This window comes from Aestuariivirga sp., assembly GCF_047602625.1.
GTDB lineage: Bacteria > Pseudomonadota > Alphaproteobacteria > Rhizobiales > Aestuariivirgaceae > Aestuariivirga.
The window spans coordinates 705,462-728,124 of the sequence record NZ_JASGGV010000001.1; the positions used below are offsets into that span (position 1 = coordinate 705,462).

Annotated in this window: 23 protein-coding genes; 13 read left to right on the forward strand and 10 right to left on the reverse strand. The window is 60.8% G+C overall.

Features of this window, described 5'->3' with window-relative positions:
* Nucleotides 1–52: 52 nt before the first annotated feature.
* Complete coding sequence (locus QM694_RS03645) at nucleotides 53–454, reverse strand: DoxX family protein (protein ID WP_415005579.1); 402 nt, start codon at nucleotides 452–454, stop codon at nucleotides 53–55.
* Nucleotides 455–575: 121 nt separating this feature from the next.
* Nucleotides 576–3,497 (reverse strand): excinuclease ABC subunit UvrA, encoded by a 2,922-nt coding sequence (gene uvrA / locus QM694_RS03650; protein ID WP_415005580.1) that lies wholly within the window; start codon nucleotides 3,495–3,497, stop codon nucleotides 576–578.
* 151 nt (nucleotides 3,498–3,648) lie between these two features.
* On the opposite strand from uvrA, the gene QM694_RS03655 reads away from it, so the two are divergent.
* Nucleotides 3,649–5,151, forward strand: a complete 1,503-nt coding sequence (locus QM694_RS03655; protein ID WP_415005581.1) for a RecQ family ATP-dependent DNA helicase — start codon at nucleotides 3,649–3,651, stop codon at nucleotides 5,149–5,151.
* A gap of 179 nt (nucleotides 5,152–5,330) precedes the next feature.
* On the forward strand, nucleotides 5,331–5,867 hold the full coding sequence (locus QM694_RS03660; RefSeq protein WP_415005582.1) for a glyoxalase superfamily protein: 537 nt from the start codon (nucleotides 5,331–5,333) through the stop codon (nucleotides 5,865–5,867).
* Here the strand turns inward: QM694_RS03660 and QM694_RS03665 are convergent.
* From QM694_RS03665 to gcvA, 6 genes are read right to left on the reverse strand one after another with little or no spacing between them, the layout of a single operon-like run.
* Nucleotides 5,864–7,081, reverse strand: coding sequence for a RidA family protein (locus QM694_RS03665; protein WP_415005583.1), 1,218 nt, complete (start codon nucleotides 7,079–7,081; stop codon nucleotides 5,864–5,866). The two genes, QM694_RS03660 and QM694_RS03665, sit on opposite strands and share 4 nt — an antisense overlap.
* Nucleotides 7,082–7,090: 9 nt before the next feature.
* Nucleotides 7,091–7,936 (reverse strand): EamA family transporter, encoded by an 846-nt coding sequence (locus tag QM694_RS03670; protein WP_415005584.1) that lies wholly within the window; start codon nucleotides 7,934–7,936, stop codon nucleotides 7,091–7,093.
* Nucleotides 7,936–9,264, reverse strand: coding sequence for a histidinol dehydrogenase (gene hisD / locus QM694_RS03675; RefSeq protein ID WP_415005585.1), 1,329 nt, complete (start codon nucleotides 9,262–9,264; stop codon nucleotides 7,936–7,938). The genes QM694_RS03670 and hisD overlap by 1 nt, the downstream gene beginning before the upstream one ends.
* Before the next feature lie 26 nt (nucleotides 9,265–9,290).
* Nucleotides 9,291–9,977 (reverse strand): aspartyl/asparaginyl beta-hydroxylase domain-containing protein, encoded by a 687-nt coding sequence (locus tag QM694_RS03680; RefSeq protein ID WP_415005586.1) that lies wholly within the window; start codon nucleotides 9,975–9,977, stop codon nucleotides 9,291–9,293.
* 27 nt (nucleotides 9,978–10,004) lie between these two features.
* Nucleotides 10,005–10,382 (reverse strand): YkgJ family cysteine cluster protein, encoded by a 378-nt coding sequence (locus QM694_RS03685; protein WP_415005587.1) that lies wholly within the window; start codon nucleotides 10,380–10,382, stop codon nucleotides 10,005–10,007.
* Nucleotides 10,383–10,401: 19 nt separating this feature from the next.
* A complete protein-coding gene (gene gcvA, locus QM694_RS03690; protein WP_415005588.1) occupies nucleotides 10,402–11,367 on the reverse strand; it encodes a transcriptional regulator GcvA in 966 nt (321 codons plus the stop codon).
* A gap of 110 nt (nucleotides 11,368–11,477) precedes the next feature.
* Between gcvA and QM694_RS03695 the strand changes: the two genes are divergently transcribed.
* A complete protein-coding gene (locus QM694_RS03695; RefSeq protein ID WP_415005589.1) occupies nucleotides 11,478–11,621 on the forward strand; it encodes a hypothetical protein in 144 nt (47 codons plus the stop codon).
* Between the two features lie 26 nt (nucleotides 11,622–11,647).
* On the opposite strand, the gene QM694_RS03700 is transcribed toward QM694_RS03695, so the two are convergent.
* Entirely contained in the window at nucleotides 11,648–12,160 is a 513-nt protein-coding gene (locus tag QM694_RS03700; RefSeq protein ID WP_415005590.1) for a RidA family protein, read from the reverse strand.
* Between QM694_RS03700 and QM694_RS03705 the strand changes: the two genes are divergently transcribed.
* On the forward strand, nucleotides 12,159–12,650 hold the full coding sequence (locus tag QM694_RS03705) for a single-stranded DNA-binding protein (RefSeq protein WP_415005591.1): 492 nt from the start codon (nucleotides 12,159–12,161) through the stop codon (nucleotides 12,648–12,650). The two genes, QM694_RS03700 and QM694_RS03705, sit on opposite strands and share 2 nt — an antisense overlap.
* 153 nt (nucleotides 12,651–12,803) lie before the next feature.
* Nucleotides 12,804–15,518 (forward strand): DNA gyrase subunit A, encoded by a 2,715-nt coding sequence (gene gyrA / locus QM694_RS03710; protein WP_415005592.1) that lies wholly within the window; start codon nucleotides 12,804–12,806, stop codon nucleotides 15,516–15,518.
* An 11-nt stretch (nucleotides 15,519–15,529) separates the two neighbouring features.
* Here gyrA and QM694_RS03715 read toward each other — a convergent pair whose 3' ends face one another.
* The gene (locus QM694_RS03715) at nucleotides 15,530–16,834 is read right to left on the reverse strand and encodes an aspartate aminotransferase family protein (RefSeq protein WP_415005593.1); all 1,305 of its coding nucleotides are present in this window, start codon (nucleotides 16,832–16,834) and stop codon (nucleotides 15,530–15,532) included.
* A gap of 96 nt (nucleotides 16,835–16,930) precedes the next feature.
* Here QM694_RS03715 and QM694_RS03720 point away from each other — a divergent pair, with 96 nt between their 5' ends.
* The 8 genes from QM694_RS03720 (at nucleotide 16,931) to tgt (ending at nucleotide 22,643) form a co-directional block, all read left to right on the forward strand.
* Entirely contained in the window at nucleotides 16,931–17,794 is an 864-nt protein-coding gene (locus tag QM694_RS03720) for a LysR family transcriptional regulator (RefSeq protein WP_415005594.1), read from the forward strand.
* A gap of 44 nt (nucleotides 17,795–17,838) precedes the next feature.
* Nucleotides 17,839–18,450, forward strand: a complete 612-nt coding sequence (locus QM694_RS03725) for a LysE family translocator (RefSeq protein WP_415005595.1) — start codon at nucleotides 17,839–17,841, stop codon at nucleotides 18,448–18,450.
* Nucleotides 18,451–18,465: 15 nt separating this feature from the next.
* On the forward strand, nucleotides 18,466–18,972 hold the full coding sequence (gene coaD / locus QM694_RS03730) for a pantetheine-phosphate adenylyltransferase (RefSeq protein ID WP_415005596.1): 507 nt from the start codon (nucleotides 18,466–18,468) through the stop codon (nucleotides 18,970–18,972).
* A gap of 129 nt (nucleotides 18,973–19,101) precedes the next feature.
* Complete coding sequence (locus QM694_RS03735; protein ID WP_415005764.1) at nucleotides 19,102–19,542, forward strand: peptidylprolyl isomerase; 441 nt, start codon at nucleotides 19,102–19,104, stop codon at nucleotides 19,540–19,542.
* On the forward strand, nucleotides 19,542–20,027 hold the full coding sequence (locus tag QM694_RS03740; protein ID WP_415005597.1) for a peptidylprolyl isomerase: 486 nt from the start codon (nucleotides 19,542–19,544) through the stop codon (nucleotides 20,025–20,027). Before QM694_RS03735 ends, QM694_RS03740 begins: the two co-directional genes overlap by 1 nt.
* 46 nt (nucleotides 20,028–20,073) lie before the next feature.
* Nucleotides 20,074–20,460 carry a hypothetical protein gene (locus tag QM694_RS03745; protein WP_415005598.1) on the forward strand — a complete coding sequence of 129 codons (387 nt, stop codon included), beginning with the start codon at nucleotides 20,074–20,076 and terminating at the stop codon, nucleotides 20,458–20,460.
* On the forward strand, nucleotides 20,461–21,519 hold the full coding sequence (queA, locus tag QM694_RS03750; protein ID WP_415005599.1) for a tRNA preQ1(34) S-adenosylmethionine ribosyltransferase-isomerase QueA: 1,059 nt from the start codon (nucleotides 20,461–20,463) through the stop codon (nucleotides 21,517–21,519).
* Nucleotides 21,516–22,643, forward strand: coding sequence for a tRNA guanosine(34) transglycosylase Tgt (tgt, locus tag QM694_RS03755; RefSeq protein WP_415005600.1), 1,128 nt, complete (start codon nucleotides 21,516–21,518; stop codon nucleotides 22,641–22,643). The genes queA and tgt overlap by 4 nt, the downstream gene beginning before the upstream one ends.
* Nucleotides 22,644–22,663: the final 20 nt, after the last annotated feature.

A 22,663-nucleotide genomic window follows, 5' to 3' on the forward strand; every position in this document is an offset into this window, starting at 1 on the left:
TGAAAAATGGCCGGGACGTGCCCGGCCATCACAGAGGAATTGGCGAAAGGCCTCAGGTGCGTTTGGCGTCAAGGCTCCAGGGGCCAGCACCAGCCGCAGAGAAATAGAGAAAAACGAAGCAGAACATGATGGCAAGTTCGCCGCCGTTCTGGATGGGGTAAAACGAGTTGGGCGCGTGCGCCATGAAATAGGCGACAGCCATGAAGCCCGCCAGCACAAAAGCAGCGATGCGCGTGAAAAGCCCGACGGCGATCAACAGACCGCCAACGATTTCGAGAACGCCAGCAAGGCCCATCAGCGACATCAGCGGCACGCCGCCTTTGAACATTTCAACCGCCGGCCAGCCGAAAAACTTGGCGGTGCCATGGGCAATGAAGAGAAGGCCGGTCATGATGCGAAGAAGTGACATGAGGGGGCCGGACCAGGTGGCGGGGATGACGGCAGGGGCGCTCATTAGGGGTTCCTTGTTTCGTGGTTTAGTAATGAGCCGGAAACTATAATAACCCTATTGCAGTGCAAACAGAAAGAATTCAGAAGTTTTGAAATGCTGTGATTCCGTTTTGGAACGGAACAACTCATTCTGCCGCTTCTTTCTTTCCCCGCAACAGCACGGGTTTCAGGAATTGGCCGGTGTAACTCCGCTTCTCTCGCGCGACCTCTTCCGGCGTGCCGGAGACCACAATCTCACCGCCTCCATCGCCGCCTTCGGGGCCAAGATCGATGATCCAATCAGCCGTTCTGATGACTTCCAGATTATGCTCGATCACCACAACCGTGTTGCCCTGGTCCACCAGCTCATGCAGCACTTCGAGAAGCTTTTTCACGTCGTGGAAGTGCAGGCCAGTGGTCGGTTCATCCAGAAGATAAAGCGTTCGTCCCGTCGCGCGGCGCGACAGTTCCTTGGCCAGCTTCACGCGCTGCGCCTCACCGCCTGACAGCGTGGTGGCCTGCTGCCCGACGTGGATATAGCCGAGGCCCACGCGCTCCAGCGTTTCCATCTTGTCGCGCACAGAGGGCACGGCGCGGAAAAACTCCGCCGCCTCCGCCACCGTCATGTCGAGAACATCGGCAATGGACTTGTCCTTGAACTTGATCTCCAGCGTCTCGCGGTTATAGCGCTTGCCGTGGCATTCATCGCAGGTGACATAGACATCGGGCAGGAAGTGCATCTCGATCTTGATGACGCCATCGCCCTGGCATGTCTCACAGCGCCCGCCCTTCACGTTGAAGGAGAAGCGTCCCGGCTCATATCCGCGTGCCTTCGCCTCGGGGAGGCCTGCAAACCAGTCGCGGATGGGCGTGAAAGCCCCGGTATAGGTGGCGGGGTTTGAGCGCGGCGTACGGCCGATGGGGCTCTGGTCAATGTCGATGATCTTGTCGAGTAGCTCCAGCCCCTCGATCCGGTCGTGCTCGGCGGGCGCCTCACGGGTGTTCATCAGCTTGCGGGCGGCGGCACGATAGACCGTGTCGATCAGCAGGGTGGATTTGCCGCCACCGGACACGCCGGTGACACAAGTGAAAACGCCCAGCGGAATCTCCGCCGAAACATTCTTGAGATTGTTGGCGCGCGCACCTTTCACGCGGATGGACCGGCCCTTTTCCCATTTGCGCCGGAACTGCGGCAACGGCACCTGTTCAAGCCCGGTCAGATATTTGCCGGTCAGTGAATTGGGATTGGCCATGATTTCGGCAGGCGTTCCCTGCGCGATGATCTGCCCACCGTGAATTCCGGCCCCCGGACCAATGTCCACGACATAGTCGGCCAAGCGGATCGCATCCTCGTCATGCTCCACCACGATCACCGTGTTGCCGAGATCGCGGAGATGCACGAGCGTTTCCAGAAGCCTGGCATTATCCCGCTGGTGCAGGCCGATCGACGGCTCATCCAGCACGTAGAGAACGCCCGTAAGCCCTGAACCGATCTGCGACGCAAGGCGGATGCGCTGGCTTTCGCCGCCCGACAGCGTGCCGGATGTGCGCGACAGGTTGAGATAGTCCAGCCCCACATCGACGAGAAACTTCAGACGTTCGCGGATCTCCTTCAGGATACGGGCGGCGATTTCCTGGTCCTTGGGCTTGAGCTTCGCCAGCAACGCGTCGAACCAGATATTGGCCTCACGGATCGACAGGGACGAAACTTCACCGATGTGCTTATGATCGATCTTCACCGCCAGCGCCTGCGGTTTGAGGCGATAGCCGTGGCAGGCTTCGCAGGGGTGATCGGACTGGAAGCGCGACAGTTCCTCCCGCATCCATTGGGAATCGGTTTCCTTCCAGCGCCGTTCGATATTGCCGATCACGCCTTCAAAGGGCTTTTTCGTCTTGTAGGAGCGGATGCCATCATCATAGGTGATCGAAACCTCTTCATCGCCGGTGCCATAGAGCACCGCCTCACGCGCCTTCTTCGGCAAATCCTTCCAGGCCGCGTTCATCGAGAACTTGTAGTGCTTGGCCAGCGCCTCCAGCGTCTGCGCATAATAGGGCGAGGTATTGCCGGTCTTGGCCCATGGCAGGATTGCGCCGTCACGCAGCGACAGCGTGTCATCGGGCACCACAAGGTCCGGTTCGAAACGGAGTTCGGTGCCAAGCCCGTCGCATTTGGGGCAGGCGCCGAAGGGATTGTTGAAGGAGAAGAGCCGGGGCTCGATCTCGTCAATGGTGAAGCCCGAAACGGGGCAAGCGAAACGCTCGGAGAACAGGATACGCTCGTGCGTTTCGTTCTTCGATTTGTTGGCGCTGTCCTCAGCCGTCTGTGATGGCGGCAGAGGCTTGTCGGCAAATTCGGCCACGGCCAAACCATCCGCCAGCCTCAGCGCCGTCTCGAAACTGTCGGCGAGGCGGGTGGCCAGGTCCGGGCGCACCACGATGCGGTCCACCACCACGTCAATGTCGTGCTTGAACTTCTTGTCGAGGGCGGGCACGGCGTCGATCTCGTAAAACTGGCCATCCACCTTGACGCGCTGGAAGCCTTTTTTTTGGAGATCCGCCAGTTCCTTTTTATATTCGCCCTTGCGGCCGCGCACGATGGGAGCGAGCAGATAAAGGCGTGTGCCCTCCGCCAGCGCCAGCGTGCGGTCCACCATCTGCGTCACCGTCTGGCTTTCGATGGGAAGCCCGGTGGCAGGGGAATAGGCCACGCCAACGCGCGCATAGAGCAGGCGCATGTAGTCATAGATTTCGGTGACGGTGCCGACGGTGGAGCGCGGATTGCGGCTGGTCGTCTTCTGCTCGATGGAAATGGCAGGCGAGAGGCCGTCAATCTGGTCGACGTCCGGCTTCTGCATCATCTCGAGGAATTGCCGGGCATAGGCCGAAAGCGATTCCACATAGCGGCGCTGGCCCTCGGCATAGATCGTATCAAAGGCGAGCGAGGATTTGCCGGAACCGGATAGCCCGGTGAACACGATCAATTTGTCGCGCGGCAGATCGAGCGAGACGTTCTTCAGATTGTGCTCGCGCGCACCCTGAATGGAGAGAGTCTTTTTGTGTTCGGCCATGGGATGTTGCTAGACCAAAAGGTGAACATGGGCAAGGATTGCTGCCATGTTGCGCTCATATGGGGTCAGCAGGTGTCAGCAGCACGAAGAAATCAACAGCAAAATCACCCTTGCATGGCTGATGCGTGAATCAGTCTATGAGCAGCCAATCATGAGCGCACAAAGCATCCTCCGCTCCACCTTCGGCTATGAAACCTTCCGCCCCGGGCAGGAGGAGATCGTCGATGCGCTGGTTCAGGGCGAGGATGTTCTGGCGGTGATGCCAACGGGGGCCGGGAAATCGCTCTGCTATCAGGTTCCGGCGCTGGTGCGGGGCGGCTTGGCAATCGTGGTTTCGCCCCTCGTGGCGCTGATGCAGGATCAGGTATCGGCCCTGAAACTGGCGGGGGTTCCGGCCGAGACGATCAACTCAGCGCAAACGCGCGAGGAGAATGTGGATGTGTGGCGGAGGGTGGCACGCGGCGAAACCCGGCTCCTCTATCTATCGCCGGAGAGGCTGATGACCGACCGCATGCTGGCGGCCTTGCAGGCCTGCGATGTGCGGCTGATCGCCGTCGATGAGGCGCATTGCATGTCGCAATGGGGCGCCTCTTTCCGCCCGGAATATGACATGCTGAGCGGGTTGAGGCCTTCATTTCCAGGTGTGCCCATCGGCGCGTTCACCGCCACGGCGGATGAAACCACCCGCCGCGACATCGTGCGGAAGCTCACGGACGGTAAAGCTCGGGTGTTTGTCTCAGGCTTCGACCGCCCGAACATCAGGCTGACCGTCGAGACGAAAGCCAACACGGGCAAGCAGCTTCTCCGGTTTCTGGAGGAACATGAAGGCGAGAGCGGCATCGTCTATGCGCTCTCACGCAACTCCACTGAAAAGCTGGCCGAAAAACTGCAGGAGAATGGCTACCGGGCCTTGGCCTACCACGCCGGGCTTTCCGCCGAGAGCAGGGCCGACACCCAGAACATTTTCATGGCCGAGAAAGGCGTGATCGTCTGCGCCACCATCGCCTTCGGCATGGGCATCGACAAGCCGGACGTGCGCTTTGTTTTCCATGCCGACCTGCCATCGTCGCTTGACGCCTATTATCAGGAGATCGGCCGCGCTGGCCGCGATGGCGAGCCGGCGGAAGCGCATATGGTATTCGGCAAGCAGGACATTGTGATGCGGCGCAAATTTATCGACCAGGAGGAGGCTGGGGAAGAGCGCCGCCGACGGGAGGTGAAGCGGCTCAACGCGCTGGTTGACTATGCCCAGACGCTGGATTGCCGGCGGCAGGCGCTGCTGTCTTACTTCGGCGAAACAGCGCAGCCTTGCGGCAATTGTGACATCTGCCTTGGAACATCCGTGCCCGTGGATGCGCCCGCATCCGTCCGTACACGGAGAAAGCCCGCCGCCATGGCTGACCCGCGCAGCGATGCGCTGCTGCAACGGCTGAAGGCGCTGCGCATGAAGATTTCGCGCACCGCGAAGGTGCCACCCTATGTGGTGTTCAGCGACAAATCGCTGATCGATATGGCCGCCCGGGTGCCGCTCACCAAATGGGACTTCGGCGAGGTGCATGGGGTGGGCGAAGCGAAGCTGGAACGCTTTGGCGACATCTTCCTCACCGAGATCCGCGCCTTCGTGCAGGAAGCATCGAAAACCGCGAGGTCTTGAAGTTTTCAGCCGCTCGCGTCTAATCTGCCTTGAGGCCGGAGGCGGCCTGCAGCCCGCGCCCTTGAGAAGGGGCATGGCGAACGCCTCACACTGTTCTTTGCTGACCGTTTCAACCGTCAGGCGAAGGCGTTGGCAATGCGGGCGCTGACGATCGGCTTCGCCGGACAGGAGAAACGGATATGCGTGACTACCGCGATGCCAAGGCCATGGCGAAGGCGCTGAAAGAGGCGCTGGCCGCAAACGGATCGTTCATCACCCACAGCGAGGCGCTGGAAATCGTCGCCCGGCAATTCGGATTACCGAGCTGGAATGTGCTTTCCGCCAAGATCGGCGGCGATGAACGGCCATCCATCGCATTCGAGCGCGTGGTGCCGATCGTGCGCATCTTCGACGTGGCGAAGGCGCATGAATTCTATCTCGGCTTCCTCGGCTTCAAGGTGGATTGGGAACACCGCTATGGCGACAATTTCCCGCTCTACACGCAAGTATCACGCGGAGAGTTGAAGCTGCATCTTTCCGAACATGCGGGAGACGCGACACCCGGCGGCAATATGTGCGTTTATATGAAAGGCATCCGCGCCTTTCAGGCCGAACTCATCGCCAAAAACTACCGCTACATGAAGCCGGGGCTGGAAGAACAGGAGGAGATGCTTGTGACGGAAGTCACCGACCCCTTCAACAACCGCATACGCTTCATGGAGTCAAAAGCAGGTTAATCCGGCTCGGCCATCGCAAAGGCGTCGATCTCGATGATCATGCCGGGATAGGCGAGAACGGGGAATGAAATATCCGTGCTCGCCGGTCCCGGGTCTTCGAAGAACGCCGAGCGGAGCTGCATGTTCTCCGCCAGCGCATCCGCGCCGGGTGGGCCAGCATACATTGTGGTGAGCTTGCAGATGTCATCATAGCCGGCGCCAAGTTCGGCAAGGATCGAGCCGATATGCACCATGGCCTGCGCCGTCTGCGCCCGCATGTTGTGGGGGTTGACGGCGTGGCCCTGAGTGTCGAGCGACACCTGGCCGCCCAGGAAGATCATGTCGTGGCATTTCAGGCCGTGATAATAAGGGATGTTGATGGTCCAATCCCACAGGCTATCAGGCCAGACGTGGCGGCGCGGGAGATGCGCGCCATCTTCGCCGAGCATGGCCACCACCTCGATCTTGATGAGTTGCCCGTCCCGCGCGTGGAGCGGCACGGGAATACCCGTGGCGGCGGGGCCGGGTTCGCTGAAGTTCTTGGCGCATTCGAGTGCGGCGGGCTCGAAGTCCTCGGTCTTGCCCTTGCCTACATACCAGCGGTTGATCTTCACGACGTCCGCGAAATCCGCGCCAAATTCCGCCAACGCCGCGCCAACCTGGGTCATCACCTGCCGCGTCTGGGCGAGAATGTCATCAGCATGAAGAAGCTTGCCATCCGGCGTGACAGGGCTCTGGCCGCTGATAAAAATCATCTTGCCGCAGCGCAGCCCGGTGGTGAAGGTCTTGGGAAGCGGAGATACCTGCACGGGGTCGATCCGTGTACGGATGAGCGAGCCATTCATAGCGTAGGAATCGAGAGACACCAGTGCGCCGGGAAAGGGGAGATAGGACACCGGCACCGCCGTGACAGCCGGACGGACGCCTTCCGGCAATGCCTTGCCCACGTCAGCGAGGAGGGCCTGTTCGTCCACGCTGCCGTCATTCACATAGATGCAGAGCAATTTCACAACATCGCTCAGGCTCGAACCCGCGGTGGAGGCAACATCCGAGAGATTGGCGGCAGCCCCCGAAACCTGCTTCGCAAGGTTCCCGGCGTTGCGAACGCGGCCTTTGGCATCAAGGTCCATTTGCCCACTGATCCAGACGAGATCGCCGCATGTTACCGCCTGGCTGTGGGTCACGGGGAAAGGCCACGTCCAGTGCTGTTTTGGTGAGATATGGTTTTTCTTCATGGGAAATTCCTATGCCGCAAGTTTCAAAAGCGCGATGCTGAGCGCGGTGACCGTGACAGCCGTGAGGCGCACCGGGCCGGGGCGTTCCTTCAACACTACGATACCGATGATGACCGCGAAAATCACCGTTGTCTCACGGAGCGCGCTCACCATGCCGATAGGCGCCCAAGTCATGGCCCAGATGACGATCCAGTAGGTGGCGGCGGAAAATGCGGCGCCCAGCGGCCCGCTGTACCAGCGGGTGCGGAATGTTTCCGCGATGGCGCGCGGGCGGAGGATCAGGGCCGGGATCAGGAAGGCGAAGCCGCCGGTGAGCGTGAGCCACCAGACATAGCTGCCGGAATTTCCGGTAATGCGGGAACCTACGCCATCGAAGATCGAATAGGCGGCAACCGCCACGCCAGACGCAATCGCCACGCCACCGGCCGCAAGATCTATGCGGCCCCGCGAATTGCGTGACAGCGCCAGCGTCATGATGCCGGCGGTGATCAGGAAAATGGCGAAGAACTGTCCTATGGTGAGCGTTTCATGCAGCCAGATTGCCGAACCGGCCGTCACCAGCAGGGGAGCGGTGCCGCGGGCCAGCGGCATCACCTGGCTCAGGTCGCCGAGTCGATAGGCATAGCAGGTGAAGAAGCGATAGACGGTCTGCAATGCCACCGCGCCGAGAAGCCAGCCCCACGCGGCCAAGGGCGGCGGCGCAAAGATCATTGAACCGATCGCGCCATAAATCACCTCAAAGGTGGCGATGCAACCGATGGCGGCAATCTTGTCGCCGCCTGTCTTGACGATGGCATGATAGACCGCGTGCATCATCGCGGCGAAGAGGACGGCGAGGAGAACGCCGAGCGACATCAGTTACCGAGGAGTTTGTCGCGCAATTTCGATACCGCATTCGCGTGGGCATCGAAGCCCTCATAGCGCGCGATCACGCCCGCATATTTGGCATGCGAGGCATAGGCCGCCCGGGTGACCTCGACGATGGACGTCCGCTTCATGAAATCATGTACGGAGAGAGCGGAGAATGTCTTGGCCCATCCGCCCGTGGGCAGCACATGGCTAGGACCGACTACGAAATTGGCAAGTGTTGAAGGTGAGTATTCGCCCAGCAGCACTTCGCCCGCGTAGCGGATCAGCGGCAGGTATTTTTTCGGCTCCTTGGAGAGCACCTGCAAATGCTCTGGCGCATAATCATTGATGAAAGCGAAGGCCTCTTCAGCGTCTCTGGCGATCAGGATACCGCCGCGATCAGAGGTGAGGACGGCGCGGGTGAAACTCACCCGCTGTTCGCCCATCTCTTTCCAATAGTATGGGATGGCGGCCAAGGCATCGCGCGCCACCTCTTCACTGGTGGTGACGATGAAGGCGCCGGAGTCAGGCCCATGCTCGGCTTCGATCAGCAGGTCGAGCGCCGCGAGTTTTCCGCTGGTCGTCCCATCCGCGAAGACGATGGCCTCGCTGGGGCCTGCGGGCGTGCCTGTATCGATGCGGCCGGCCAGCAGGCGCTTCGCCGCCACCACCCAGGGCGAGCCGGGGCCGACGACCTTGGCATAGCGGCCAATGGTTTTGGTGCCGAAGGCCACAGCAGCGATGCCCTGCGCGCCGCCCGCCTTATAGACTTTGGATACGCCAGCGGCTTCCGCCGCCACCAGTGTTGCCGCATCGATATGTCCATCGGGGCCGGGCGGCGTGATGATGCAGATATCGGGAACCCCCGCCACGCTGGCGGGAATGCAGGTCATCATCACCGAACTCGGGAATGCGCCCTTGCCGCGCGGGATGTAGCAGGCGACGGAGGGGATGGGCAGCGACCGGTCGCCCGCGAAGGAACCGGGGCTGATTTCCTCCATCCACATTTCTTCCGGCTTCTGTTCTTCATGAAACTTGCGGATATTGGCGGCGGCATAGCCGATCGCCGCCACAACATCGGGCTCCAATTCCTTTTTTGCCCGTGCGAAATCGGAAGGCGTCGCGGCAATCGTATCTGCCGTGACGGGGGATTTGTCGAAGTGGTTGGCAAATTCGGCGAGCGCTTCGTCTCCCCGTTCGCGCACCGCTTCGATGATCGGCTTCAGCTTCTCGAGATAAGACGAGAGATCGCCTTCGGTGCGGGTGAGAAGCTGCTGGCGCTTTTCGGGTGAAAGATCGGCAAGGCGGAGAAAATTGATGGTGGGCTCTGTCATGGTGAGCCGCTTTTAGGACCGGCCAATCAGCCGGTAAAGGACACGCCGCGATAACGCATGCCAGCCCTGACGGCGCCGATGATCGCATGCGAGAGGATTGCCATGTCGAGCGGCTGGTTGGGGCGCCAGACATCGAGAAGCAGCGCCATGCGCGGCTGGCTTGACCGGTTTATCACCTCATGCGGAAAAGTATCATCCCACAATAGCGTTTCGCCATCGGAAATCCGGTACTCCCGGTCATTGATCATCATCAAAGTTGCGGGGGTTCCTTCATCCTGTTTGGGGATTTGCAAGCCCAAATGGAATCGCATGATGCCGCGGAAGGGACCGCGGTGGCGGGGGATATGTTTGTGCGGCGCGAGCACTGAAATGGTTGCGGAGAGAACCTCAGGACATTGTTTCAGAATACCGGCCAGCTTGGGCATGCGCGCAATATTTTCAGGAACCTCAATGCCATAGGCCTTGAGGATGAACATCCGCCAATCGCGGTTGTCATTGGCGGAGATATCGGCCTGTTCCGGCATGATGTCGTGGAAACGCGGCATGCGGTCGGTGCGGAGGGCCTGCGCCTCATCCCGGATGGCCCGCCAGTTTTGCGCATAGAGGGTCGCGTGGGGGAAATCCGTTTCGGTATTCAGAATCGGCGGCGTATGGATGCGTTTTTCATAGATAAGGCGGACAGCGTTTGAGGCGTGGTCGTAAAAGCGGGTCAAGGCCCGAACTCCGATTACCGGATGCGGTCAATTGCCTGAGTGGTTGGTGGTGGAGATATAGGTTTCGTCTTCCTGGCCGGCGCGTTCGAATTTCAGGAAATCATAATAGCCGCAATGGCCTTCGCCGGGGAAAATGCGGCAAGTAGAGGGGCGTGCGAGGTAGATGGTGCAGCGCCGCTCCTTGGTGTCGAAGAACTGGCAGATCTTTCCGTAATGCTCATCCTTCTGGCGGCGCATGATACGCTTGTAGCCATGGGCAGACTTGAAGAACTTCTTCTCCGCCTGTGCCAGTGTGAGGCCAAAGTGCTTGGCAATGCGCGCGGCGTCGCGGTCCTTCACCTCGATGACGGGATAGGAGCAGCAGTAGCCGGGGCATTTCATGCAGTCGTAGAGCTTGCGGGCCATGGGCGAATCCGGATGAATATCAGGGGACGCTAGAGGCTGGCGGCGTGCCGCGCAACTCGCGCACCGGAGTTTTCGACGCATTCTTTATTGCCGCGAACTTGCGGTTGGTATCCACCATCTCCGCCATCAGCCATTCGCGGAAGGAACGGGCAGGGGCCGATTCCTTCTGTCCCTTGGCGCGCACGATCCAGTAGTGCCAATGGTCTTTCATGTCGAAATTGAACGGCCTCACCAGCCAGCCTTCCACAAGGGAGTCGGTGGCCAGAATCTGATCGCTGAGCGCAAAGCCCTGTCCGGCCTCGGCGGCTTCGATGGCGAGATGGTTCTGGAACACCGTCCCCCGCCAGTCTTCCACGCCCGCAACTCCCGCCGCCTGCAGCCAGTCGGCCCACCATTCCTTCCGCGATTCATGGAGCAGGTTGTAATGCGCGAGATCAGCAGGCTGCAGGTTCGGCGCATCGGCGATCAGCTTGGGCGCGCAGACGGGAAAGATCACCGCGTCAGTGAGTTTCACGGCGTCAACGTCATCCCATCCCCCCGGTCCATAACGGATGCCGACATCGGCCTGGCCGGACCGGAAATCGGCGAACTTTGAGTCCGGATCGATCGACAGTTCGATATCGGGATGAAGCGTGTTGAAGTTGCCCAGCCGGGGCACCAGCCAGCGCGAAGCGATCGAAGGTTCAACCGTGACCTTGAGCTGCCGGGCGTCACCCACCGCAGCCGCTTCCCGCGTGGCGTCCGCCATCGCATCGAAAAGGGGCGTAAGCTTGCCGCCGAAGCGCCGTCCGGCATCGGTGAGCACCACGCCGCGTCCGGTGCGGGTGAACAGCTCCGTGCCCAGCCAATCCTCGAGATCGCGGATATGGCGGCTGATCGCGGCATGGGTCACGAACAGCTCGCCCGCCGCATCGGTGAAGCTTTCATGCCGGGCCGCCGATTCGAAAGCGCGCAGCGCATTGAGTGAGGGGAGACGTCTGGCCATCACAAGCCTGTAAGTTTTTGTTACAGGGAGCGTAGATTATTGCCGTTTGTGTTGCAAGAGCGAAACAGCCATATTCCGATCACACAAGAAGAACACAAAGGAGTTTGACAATGAACTGGGTAATTGAAACTTATTCAAATGTTTACAACACTGCCATGATGCAGGATGCTAAGTCGCCGCGTCATGTTGCAACTGCGAAGGAGCGCTCTGATGCAAAGCGTCCGTCCTTCCTCGGCCGCATCTTCCGCGGCTGAGACACCAGGTTTCCAGCGGCTCCGGCTCATGTGGCCGGGGCCGCTGCCACAACTGCAACCTCCACTACGAGCCGCGGGTCGGCCAGGCCAGAAATCACCAAAAGCGTTGCCGCTGGCCGGTGGCCTTTGAGAATCCGGTCGCGGACCTCCCGGTAAATCCCGATATGGGTGCGGTCGGTGATAAAGACATGGGCATCCACGATATTTTCGTGCGACATGCCCGCCGCCTTGAGAATTGCCAGAACATTCGCCCAGGCCAGTTCATGCTGGCGCTGCGGATCGTCGGGGATGACGCCCTCGAGCGTGACGCCGACTTGCCCCGCCACATGGAGCAGGCGGACGCTTGCCTCCACCTCCACGGCCTGTGAATAGTTGGAAAAGGTTTGGGCGCATTGGGCGTCTGGATCGGCTTCAGCATGGGAACTCCTCTTGCAATGAGAACAAATAACGAACATATAGGGTGTGGATAAATCGTACCTTAGCGTGAAACGGCTGGTCTGAAAGACTAGGGTTGCGCCAGATTTGGGGAGAAGCGTCATGGCGGGTTCGGTCAACAAGGTCATTCTGGTGGGCAATCTGGGCCGTGACCCGGAGGTGCGCCACACGCAGGATGGCAAGCCGATCGTCAATCTCTCGATCGCTACCTCCGAAACCTGGCGGGACCGGAATTCCGGCGAGCGCAAGGAGCGCACGGAATGGCACCGCGTGGTGATCTTCAACGAGAACCTTGCCAAGGTGGCCGAGCAATATCTGAAAAAGGGCTCGACGGTTTATATCGAAGGCCAGCTCCAGACGCGCAAATACACCGACAAGGACGGCGTGGAAAAGTTCAGCACCGAAGTGGTGCTGCAGAATTTCCGTGGCGAACTGACCATGCTGGGCGGCCGCCCGGGCGAGGGCTCATCCTCCTATGGTGGCGGTGGAGACGAGTTCGGCCAGTCCAGCCCCATGGACCGCCCGCGCGGCAACCCCGGCGGCGGCAAATCGCAAAGCTTCACGCGCGATCTGGACGACGAGGTTCCGTTCTAGAAACGCTTGCCAAAAATCCGCATTTTTTGCGGGAAATCAGCGGCTTTTCGTTGCCCCGGCGAGACCTCGCCTCTAAAGTGAGAGGCCTTCCGAATCGTGGGTTCGAAGCCCCGAAAACGGCAGGCCCTGCAAGGGTCAATCCAAAGGTTTTCCGTGGCCGATAACGACGACAAGACTGGCGGCGTTCCTCCCGCCAATCCCGCCGAAATTTCTCTGATCTCCATCGAAGAGGAGATGCAGAAGAGCTATCTCGATTACGCGATGAGCGTGATCGTCAGCCGCGCGCTGCCTGACGTGCGAGACGGCCTGAAGCCCGTTCACCGGCGCATTCTCTATACGATGGATGAAAACGGCTTCACGCCGGACAAGGCTTACAAGAAATCGGCGCGCGTTGTCGGCGATGTGATGGGTAAGTATCACCCGCACGGCAATCTGGCGATTTATGACGCGCTGGTGCGCATGGCGCAGGATTTTTCTCTCAGGCTGCCGCTGATCGACGGTCAGGGCAATTTCGGGTCCGTCGATGGCGATCCTCCGGCCGCCGACCGCTATACCGAATGCCGTCTCGCCAAATCAGCCATGCCGCTGCTCGACGATCTCGACAAGGATACCGTCGATTTCCAGTTCAACTACTCCAACGAGTTCCGCGAGCCGACGGTTCTCCCGGCGAAATATCCAAACCTGCTGGTCAATGGTTCAGGCGGCATTGCCGTCGGCATGGCCACGAACATGGCGCCGCATAATCTGGGCGAGGTGATCGACGCCTGCTTCGCGGTGATCGACAACCCCGCCATCAGCATCGATGAACTGATCGACATCGTGCCGGGGCCGGATTTCCCGACCGCCGGAATCATCCTGGGCCGCAGCGGTGCGAAATCGGCGGCGCATACGGGCCGCGGGTCCATCATCGTGCGCGGACGCGTGGCGGTAGAGGAAATCCGCAAGGACCGCGAAGCCATCATCATCACCGAAATTCCCTATCAGGTGAACAAGGCGATGATGATCGAGCGCATGGCGGAGCTGGTGCGCGAGAAAAAGCTGGAAGGCATCTCCGACATCCGTGACGAAAGCGACCGGCAGGGCATGCGGGTGGTGATCGAGATCAAGCGCGACGCCGTGCCCGATATCGTGCTGAACCAGCTTTATCGCTTTACCGCTTTGCAAACGACATTCAGCTGCAACAACATCGCGCTTTCGGGCGGCCGCCCCGAAATGCTGACGCTGAAAGATCTGCTGCAACTCTTCATCGCCTTCCGCGAAGAGGTGGTGACGCGGCGCACCAAGTTCCTGCTCGGAAAGGCGCGCGACCGTGCGCATGTTTTGGTCGGCCTTGCCATCGCCGTTGCCAATATCGACGAAGTGATTGCCCTGATCCGCCGCTCCAAGGACGCTGCCGAAGCGCGCGAGGCCTTGATGTCGCGCACATGGCCGGCGCGCGACATGGAACCCTTGATCGCGTTGATTGCAGATCCCCGCCATGGGCTTTCCGCGGATGGAACCTACAGGCTTTCCGAAGAACAGGCGCGCGCCATCCTTGATCTCCGCCTGCAGCGGCTTACGGCTCTTGGCCGGGACGAGATAGCCGAAGAGCTGGAAAAGCTGGCCAAGGAAATCTCCGATTATCTCGACATCCTGCGATCGCGCGCCCGCGTGCTGGACATCATCAAGGAAGAGCTGGCGGCGGTGAAGGCCGAATTCGCCACGCCGCGCCGCACCGAGATCATAGACAATGAGGGTGAGGTCGAGGACGAAGACCTGATCCAGCGCGAGGATATGGTGGTGACGGTGAGCCACGCTGGCTACGTCAAGCGCGTGCCGCTCTCCGCCTATCGCGCCCAGCGCCGCGGCGGCAAGGGCCGGGCGGGCGTTCAGATGCGCGATGAGGATTTCGTCACCAAGCTGTTCGTCGCCAATACCCACACGCCGATCCTGTTCTTCTCCAGCGCGGGAATGGTCTACCGGCTCAAAGTCTGGCGCCTGCCGGTGGGCAATCCGCAGGCGCGCGGCAAGGCGCTGATCAACCTGCTGCCGCTGGCGCAGGATGAGCGCATCACCACCATCATGCCGATGCCCGAGGATGAAAAGAGCTGGGGCGCGCTGCAGCTGATGTTCGCCACCCGCTCGGGCGGCGTGAGGCGGAATGAACTTTCGGATTTCGAGAGCATCAATCGTGCCGGCAAGATCGCCATGAAGCTGGACGAGGGCGACCAGATTGCCGGCGTCGAAATTTGTTCGTCCACGGATGATGTGCTGCTGACCACAGCCCAGGGCCAGTGCATCCGCTTCGCCGTGGATGATGTGCGCGTCTTCAAGGGCAGGGATTCTACCGGCGTGCGCGGCATCCGGCTTGAGGGCGGCGACAAAGTGATCTCCATGGCGATCATCCGCCACATGGAGGCGTCCAGCGAGGAACGCGCCGCCTTCCTCAAGATGTCGCGCGCTGTGGCGGGCGAGGAAATTGAGGAGAACGGCTCTGACGAGGAGGCTGTCGCCGATACGGCTTTGTCGCAGGAACGCTTTGCCCAGATGGGCGCGGCCGAGCAGGTGATCCTCACTGTGTCTGCCAACGGCTATGGCAAGCGCACCTCATCCTATGAATACCGGCTCACGGGCCGCGGCGGCAAAGGCATCGTCGCCATGGCGGTGAATGACCGCAATGGCCCGCTCGTCGCCTCCTTCCCGGTGGAGGAGAGCGACCAGATCATGCTGGTGACGGATGGCGGGCAACTCATCCGCTGCCCCGTTCATGACATCCGCAAGGCCGGGCGCTCGACGCAGGGTGTGATCCTCATCGACACGGCGGAGGACGAACACGTCGTATCAGTCGAGAGCGTCAGCGAGGAAGAAAGCGGCGGCGAGGAAGGCTGATGCCTTCCCCGTCAGTGCGCCACCGCCTTGATTGAGTCCGACATGATCGAGAGGCCCTGATCGATCTCAGCCTCCGAGACGGTGAGCGGCGGCGCGATGCGGAAGACGCCGCCCATGCCCGGATATTTGACGATGTTCATGCTGAGGCCGCGCTTCATCGCCTCATCCATGATCTTGGCGCCCAATTCAAAGCCGGGTTTCTTGCTGTGCCTGTCGGTAACGACCTCAAGGCCCAGAAGCAGGCCACGGCCACGCACATCGCCCACGCATTCAAACCGCTGCTGAAGCGATTGCAGCCCCTTTTTCAGCCTGTCGCCGCGCGTGATGGCCTGCTGCACCAGATTGTCGCGCGCCACCACATCCAGCACCGTCACACCCACGGCGGCGGGCAGAGGATCGGAGACATGGGTGGTGTAGAACAGATAATTCTTCTCATGCGCCTTCTGTTCAATCTCCGCCGTGGTCATCACGGCAGCCAGCGGTAACCCCGCACCAAGCGTTTTGGACAGGGTGAGAATATCGGGCGTCACGCCATCGCGCTGGAAGGCGAACATATGGCCGGTGCGGCCCACGCCGGTCTGCGCCTCATCGAGAATCAGCAGCATGCCGCGCTCCTCGCATTTCTTCTTGAGGGCCGCGAGATAGCCGGGAGGCAGCTCCAGAATGCCGCCGCTGGAGAGAATGGGCTCGGCAATGAAGGCAGCGAGGTTGCCGGTGGATTGCCGGTCAATCAGCTCGAATGCATCATCCAGTTCGGATTTCCAGTCGAGCGAGCCATCAGCATGCTTGAAGCGCGGGCGATAGGAATTGGGAGCCGGGATCACGAAAGAACCGGCTGCAGCGGGGCCATAACCCCGACGGCCGGCGCTGTAGGTGGCGGAGGCCGCACCGCCTGTCATGCCATGCCAGCTTTGAGCGAAGGCGACGATCTCGTGTCCGCCCGTTACCAGCTTGGCCATGCGAATGGCGGCTTCGTTGGATTCGCCGCCGGTCGAGAGAAGCTGCACGCGGTCCAGCCCCGGGGCGAGCGCGGCAAGGCGGGACGCCAGTTCGACGACCGGGCGCGAAAGCATGCCGCTAAACAGATGTGCGACGGATTTCATCTGAAGATCCACGGTTTTCACCACGTCAGGGTGCGTATGGCCCAGCACGGCGCTCATCTGGCCGGACGTGAAATCGAGGATCGGCCTGTCGTCGGCGTCATAGACGAAGCTGCCTTCGGCGCGCTCGATGATGACATCCTCGAAGCTCGGCCCATAGCGGGTGAGATGCTTGTTGGCGGGCACCCAGAAATTGGGATCGGCGTTCAGTGTCATGCAGCGGCTCCGTGAAATGATGGCTCATTGCTAAGCGCGCTTGCGCCACAAGACAAATTGATATTTGTCTATTCCGGTATTCGTAGAATTGATGCCATGCCGGATATTGATCTCACTTTGCTCCGGAGCTTTGCGGCTGTCGCCCGCACGGGTTCGATCAGCGCCGCCTGCCAGCAAGTAGGCCGAACGCAATCGGCGTTGAGCATGCAGATGCGGCGGCTGGAGGACATGATCGGCCAGCCGCTCCTGCACCGGAGCGGATCGGGCGTCAGGCTGACGACGGCGGGTGAGCGGATGCTCATTCATGCCGAGACACTGCTGGCGCGTCACGATGAAATTTTATCCGACATGCGGGGCGAGGGCTTGGCGGGTTCTGTGAGTTTCGGCTGCCCGGAAGATTATTCGATCGCTTTCCTGCCGCAGATTCTCAAAGGCTTCTGCGCCCGCAATCCAAACGTGGAATTGCGCATGATCTGCGCGCCGACCAGCGATCTCCGCCCGCTTCTTCACCGGCGGCAAGTGGAGATGGCGCTGGTGTCGCTGCCAGACGCGCAGGGGCCCGGGGCGATCCGCAGTGAGCATCTGGTGTGGGTTGGCAATGAAGAAAGCCCCGCCATCCTGCGGAATCCGGTTCTTCCCCTGGCGCTATCAGCGTCTTCGACCGTCGATCATCGCGCTGCCTGTGATGCCATGGAAAACATGGGGCGGCGCTATCGCATCGCCTTTGCCAGCAACAGTCTTGCAGGATTGATCGCCATTGCGCGGTCTGGCCATGCCATCAGCGTGTTGACGCGGCTGGCCGTGCCGCCTGATCTCCACATCCTGTCGGACGGCCTGCCGCCGCTTCCGGAAATCGGCATCACGCTTGAATTCGCTGATCCCCAGCCGTCGCGCGCGGCGCGGGTCCTGGGCGAGCATATAAGGTCCGTTCTGCCTGATGTGAAAGCGGATGGGACTTGAATGCTCCAGTGGATTTATGGCTCATGGTGCCGGGAGGACCACCCATGACCATCGAGAACTGGATCGCCTTCTGCACCGCTGCCGCAGCCCTCGCTTTCGTGCCAGGGCCAACGGTGACCGTGATCATCGCCAACAGCCTGCGCTATGGTGCGAGGGCCGGGCTTCTGAATGTGGCGGGCACGCAGGCGGGCGTCGCCATCTGGCTCGCCATCGCGGCGCTTGGGCTCGGCGCCGCCATTCAGGTGATGGGCGTCTATTTTGATATCCTGCGCTATGCGGGTGCGGCCTATCTGATCTGGCTGGGCTATAAGCTGCTGCGCTCCAAGGGCGATCTGGCTGTGGCAACGGAGCGGGCGAGGCCGGGCGGAAGCTTTTTCCTGCAGGGTTTTATCGTCATCATGTCGAACCCGAAAATGCTGGTGCTGTTTGGCGCGCTCATCCCGCCGTTCGTGGTGCCGGGAGCGGGCTATACGCAGCAGGTGGTGATTCTCGGTCTCACCTTCGCAGGCATAGCCCTTGTCGGCGACACGCTCTATGCGCTGGCGGCGGGCAGGGCCGGTCAGTGGCTGTCACGCTCCCGCATCCGCGCCATCGAGATCATCAGCGGCATCTGCCTGACGGCCGGAGGCGTATGGCTTGCGCTGAAGCACCGCTAGGCCGATACTCGCACCATGGCGCGCACTGGCTTTTATCCGGGTTCTTTCGATCCCGTCACCTATGGGCATCTTGATATCATCGCCCGGGCGGCGCGGATCGTCGACAAGCTGATTTTGGGCGTGGGTGTTCACCACGGCAAGCAGGCGCTGATCGATGCCGATACCCGCATTCGGCTGCTAGAAGAGGTGACGAAGCCGATAGCAGAACATACAGGCCTCAAGATCGCCTTTGCCACCTTTGATGGTTTGGCCGTGGACGCGGCGCGGCATCACCATGCGGGGTTGATCGTGCGCGGTCTCCGCGATGCCTCGGATTTCGACTACGAAGTGCAGATGGGGCAGATGAACGGAGCCATGGCGCCCGACATTGAAACCGTGTTCCTCGCCGCATCACCCGCCACCCGGATGATTGCGTCGTCTCTGGTGAAACAGATCGCCCGTATGGGCGGTGATGTAAGCCTCTTCATCCCCCGGGAAGCGCAGGCGGCAGTGGCCGCGGCCCTCAAAAAGCCGCCGCATTGACTTTTAAGGTGGCGCACGCCACTAACCCACCCCGACCAGCAACCGGAGTTTTTCATGCTCAAGACCTTCGGCTTCGCGGCGTTTCTCGCCGCCGGCCTCGCTTCCCCAGCCCTTGCTGCCGACACAACCATGACCGTCGAAACCAGCAAGAACTGCTCGTTCGACATTACGCTTCGCCCCGATCTGGCGCCCAAGCATGTGGCGCAGATCGTGAAACTGGCAAAGTCTGGTTTCTATGACGGCATCGTGTTCCATCGCGTGATCGATGGCTTCATGGCGCAGACCGGCGATCCGACCGGCACTGGCATGGGCGGCTCCAACGAGCCCAATCTTGAGGCCGAATTCAGCAAGGCTCATTTTGCCCGCGGCACCGTGGGCATGGCGCGTTCCAGTGATCCCAACTCCGCCAACAGCCAGTTCTTCATCATGTTCGCCGACGGCGGCTTCCTCGATGGTCAATATACCGTGTGGGGGCAGGTGGATGAAAAGGGCATGGCCTGCGTTGACAAGATTACCCGCGGCGAGCCGCCCCAAAACCCTGACAAGATGATCAAAGTAATGGTGAAGTAATGGCTGACCTCGAAAACACCCTCTATCTCGATATCGGAAATTCCAAAGGCGAGCCCAAGGGCCGCGTGACCATCGCGCTCCGGCCCGATGTGGCTCCCAATCACGTGGCACGCATCAAGGAGCTGGCGCGTGAAGGCTTCTACGACAATGTAGTGTTCCATCGCGTGATCGAGGGCTTCATGGCGCAGGGCGGCGACCCGACCGGCACCGGCATGGGCGGCTCCAAGAAGCCGAACCTCAAGCAGGAGTTCTCGAAAGAGCCACATCAGCGCGGCGTATGCTCCATGGCGCGCTCGCAGAATCCGGACTCGGCCAACAGCCAGTTCTTCATCTGCTTTGGCGATGCCGGCTTCCTTGACCGCCAATATACGGTGTGGGGCAAGGTGACGGATGGCATGGACGTGGTTGATGGCATCAAGCGCGGCGAACCGGTGCGAGAGCCCGATAAGATCCTCAAGGCCCAGGTGGCAGCCGACGCCAAGTGAACGGGGGGAGGTGAAAGCCTCCCTTTTTTTTGCAAGGGAACAATACATGAAGCGCCTCGCCGCATTGTTGTGGTTTCCAGTCCTCACGGCTTCGCCCGCACTGGCCACTGAATGGCTGAACTGCGCCGCCGAAGGCGGCAAGGCGGAAATGAATGTGCTGCTGGGATTGACCGACTATGTCGCGGTTGACACCGTGAATATCTCGGTGGGCAAGAAGACATGGTCGAACAAGAAGGGGCAGGGCATTTCCGTCGCCGTATCGCAGGCCTATCAGACATCCGACATGACCCTCATCGACGTGGCTGACAATGACGGCGCGCAGGTGGGTCAACTTCGGATTTTCACTGCGAGCGAGGGGGAGGATAGCGCCTACGGCGGCGTGCTTCGCATTGTGAACGAAGGCGCATGGCCGGTGAGCTGCTCGGGGCCATAATTGCGCGTATCCGATTTTGATTTCGATTTGCCGCCGGAGCGGATTGCACTGCGCCCGGCCTCGCCGCGCGAGAGTGCCAGGCTGCTCTTGGTAAAGCCGGAAGTCCTGGAGGATCGCACCGTTGGTGATCTTCCGTCGTTGCTCAGCGCGGGTGATGTGCTGGTGTTCAACGATACCAAGGTGATTCCCGCCTCATTGCACGGACACCGGTTTGGCCGGGGCGGCACGGAGCCCAAGATCGCTGCGCTTCTGCACATGCGGCTGGACGCCTCGCGCTGGAGGGCGTTCGTGAAACCGGCCAAGAAACTGGAGCAGGGCGACCGCATCCGCTTCGGCGGTGAGAGCCGGGTCTGCCTGCTGGGCGAGGTTTTGGCCACCGTGGAAGCCAAGGGCGAGATGGGTGAGGTCACGCTGGCCTTTGATTTCTCGGGGCCCATTCTGGATGAAGCGATTGCCGCCGTGGGCGAGATGCCCTTGCCGCCCTATATTGCTGGAAAACGCACGCCCGATGCGCAGGACCAGCGCGACTATCAGACCATGTTTGCCCGTGAAGAGGGTGCCGTGGCCGCTCCCACAGCCGGTCTTCACTTCACGCCATCTCTCATGAGATCATTGCAAGAAGCTGGAATAGCAAGAGAATTCGTAACGCTCCACGTTGGAGCTGGCACCTTCCTGCCGGTGAAGGCTGATGACACGCAAGATCACAAGATGCATGCCGAGTGGGGCACGGTCAGCGCCCAGACCATCCAACGGCTCAAGGCGGCGCGCGAGAAGGGCGGGCGGATCGTGGCGGTGGGCACCACCTCGCTGCGCCTGCTCGAATCCTCTGGCCTCGAACCATTCTCCGGCGTTACTGATATTTTCATCACGCCGGGATACTGCTTCCGTGCCGTCGATCTGCTGATCACCAATTTCCACTTGCCGAAATCCACGCTGTTCATGCTGGTCTCGGCCTTTGCCGGGCTGGAGCGGATGAAAAGCGCCTACGCGCATGCCATCGCGCAGAACTATCGCTTCTATTCCTATGGCGATGCGAGCCTGCTATTCCCCGCGCCATGACGGCGGAATTCTCCTTTACCCTCCACAAGACAGACGGTTCGGCGCGGCGTGGGACGGTGCACACGCTGCACGGTGATATCCGTACGCCTGCTTTTATGCCAGTTGGCACGGTGGGCACCGTGAAGGGCCTTTACCTCGATCAGGTCAAAGGAACCGGGGCGGACATCATCCTCGGCAACACTTATCACCTGATGCTGCGGCCGGGCGCTGAAGAGGTGGCGGCGCTGGGCGGGCTTCACACATTCATCGGCTGGGAGCATCCGATCCTCACCGATTCCGGCGGCTTCCAGATCATGTCGCTGTCGAAGATCAGAAAGATCACGGAGCAGGCGGCGCTGTTCCAGTCGCATATTGATGGCAGGCGTTACGAACTTTCGCCCGAGCGCGCCATGGAAATCCAGCGATTGCTGGGCTCCGATATCCAGATGCAGCTCGACCAGTGCATCGAATTTCCGCACACGGAGAAGGACGCCGAAAAGGCTATGCAACTCTCGTTGCGCTGGGCGGAGCGTTCGCGCATTGCCTTCGGACGACAGCCGGGCCGGGGCAATTTCGGCATCGTGCAGGGCGGCACCGATGCGCGGCTTCGGCGGCTGTCAGCGGAAGGCCTGCGTTCAATCGGTTTTGAAGGCTACGCCATCGGCGGTTTGGCGGTGGGCGAGGGGCAGGTCTTGATGCTCTCCACGATCGAGTTGACGGAACAGTATCTGCCGCAGGACAGGCCGCGCTATCTGATGGGCGTGGGAACGCCGGAAGATATTCTCGAATCCGTGGCGCGGGGCGTCGATATGTTCGATTGCGTGATGCCCACGCGCTCAGGCCGCCACGGGCAAGCCTTCACGCGCTTCGGAAAGATCAACCTGCGCAACGCCAAACATGCGAACGATCCACGCCCGCTTGACCCGGAACATCCTTGCCCGGCCTTGTCGCAATATTCCCGTGCCTATCTGCATCACCTGATCCGCTCGGGTGAGCTCCTGGGCATGATGCTGCTGTCCTGGGCCAATATCGCCTATTACCAGTCGCTCATGCAGGGCATCCGTGATGCAATCGAGACCGGACGCTTCGCCGATTTCCGCCTTGCGACGAAGGAACAGTGGAAACGCGGCGATATTGCGCCCTAAGATGCTCCCGCTTTGGGAGG

What these genes read in the sequence shown, in the direction of transcription:
- coaD (WP_415005596.1), top strand. Translation starts at nt 18,466, where the DNA reads ATGGCGCGCACTGGCTTTTATCCGGGTTCTTTCGATCCCGTCACCTAT.
- QM694_RS03745 (WP_415005598.1), top strand. Translation starts at nt 20,074, where the DNA reads ATGAAGCGCCTCGCCGCATTGTTGTGGTTTCCAGTCCTCACGGCTTCG.
- QM694_RS03660 (WP_415005582.1), top strand. Translation starts at nt 5,331, where the DNA reads ATGCGTGACTACCGCGATGCCAAGGCCATGGCGAAGGCGCTGAAAGAG.
- QM694_RS03645 (WP_415005579.1), bottom strand. Translation starts at nt 454, where the DNA reads ATGAGCGCCCCTGCCGTCATCCCCGCCACCTGGTCCGGCCCCCTCATG.
- QM694_RS03705 (WP_415005591.1), top strand. Translation starts at nt 12,159, where the DNA reads ATGGCGGGTTCGGTCAACAAGGTCATTCTGGTGGGCAATCTGGGCCGT.
- QM694_RS03670 (WP_415005584.1), bottom strand. Translation starts at nt 7,936, where the DNA reads ATGTCGCTCGGCGTTCTCCTCGCCGTCCTCTTCGCCGCGATGATGCAC.
- QM694_RS03725 (WP_415005595.1), top strand. Translation starts at nt 17,839, where the DNA reads ATGACCATCGAGAACTGGATCGCCTTCTGCACCGCTGCCGCAGCCCTC.
- uvrA (WP_415005580.1), bottom strand. Translation starts at nt 3,497, where the DNA reads ATGGCCGAACACAAAAAGACTCTCTCCATTCAGGGTGCGCGCGAGCAC.
- QM694_RS03700 (WP_415005590.1), bottom strand. Translation starts at nt 12,160, where the DNA reads ATGACGCTTCTCCCCAAATCTGGCGCAACCCTAGTCTTTCAGACCAGC.
- QM694_RS03685 (WP_415005587.1), bottom strand. Translation starts at nt 10,382, where the DNA reads ATGGCCCGCAAGCTCTACGACTGCATGAAATGCCCCGGCTACTGCTGC.
- QM694_RS03715 (WP_415005593.1), bottom strand. Translation starts at nt 16,834, where the DNA reads ATGACACTGAACGCCGATCCCAATTTCTGGGTGCCCGCCAACAAGCAT.
- QM694_RS03740 (WP_415005597.1), top strand. Translation starts at nt 19,542, where the DNA reads ATGGCTGACCTCGAAAACACCCTCTATCTCGATATCGGAAATTCCAAA.
- hisD (WP_415005585.1), bottom strand. Translation starts at nt 9,264, where the DNA reads ATGACAGAGCCCACCATCAATTTTCTCCGCCTTGCCGATCTTTCACCC.
- QM694_RS03665 (WP_415005583.1), bottom strand. Translation starts at nt 7,081, where the DNA reads ATGAAGAAAAACCATATCTCACCAAAACAGCACTGGACGTGGCCTTTC.
- QM694_RS03720 (WP_415005594.1), top strand. Translation starts at nt 16,931, where the DNA reads ATGCCGGATATTGATCTCACTTTGCTCCGGAGCTTTGCGGCTGTCGCC.
- QM694_RS03735 (WP_415005764.1), top strand. Translation starts at nt 19,102, where the DNA reads ATGACCGTCGAAACCAGCAAGAACTGCTCGTTCGACATTACGCTTCGC.
- tgt (WP_415005600.1), top strand. Translation starts at nt 21,516, where the DNA reads ATGACGGCGGAATTCTCCTTTACCCTCCACAAGACAGACGGTTCGGCG.
- gcvA (WP_415005588.1), bottom strand. Translation starts at nt 11,367, where the DNA reads ATGGCCAGACGTCTCCCCTCACTCAATGCGCTGCGCGCTTTCGAATCG.
- QM694_RS03655 (WP_415005581.1), top strand. Translation starts at nt 3,649, where the DNA reads ATGAGCGCACAAAGCATCCTCCGCTCCACCTTCGGCTATGAAACCTTC.
- QM694_RS03695 (WP_415005589.1), top strand. Translation starts at nt 11,478, where the DNA reads ATGAACTGGGTAATTGAAACTTATTCAAATGTTTACAACACTGCCATG.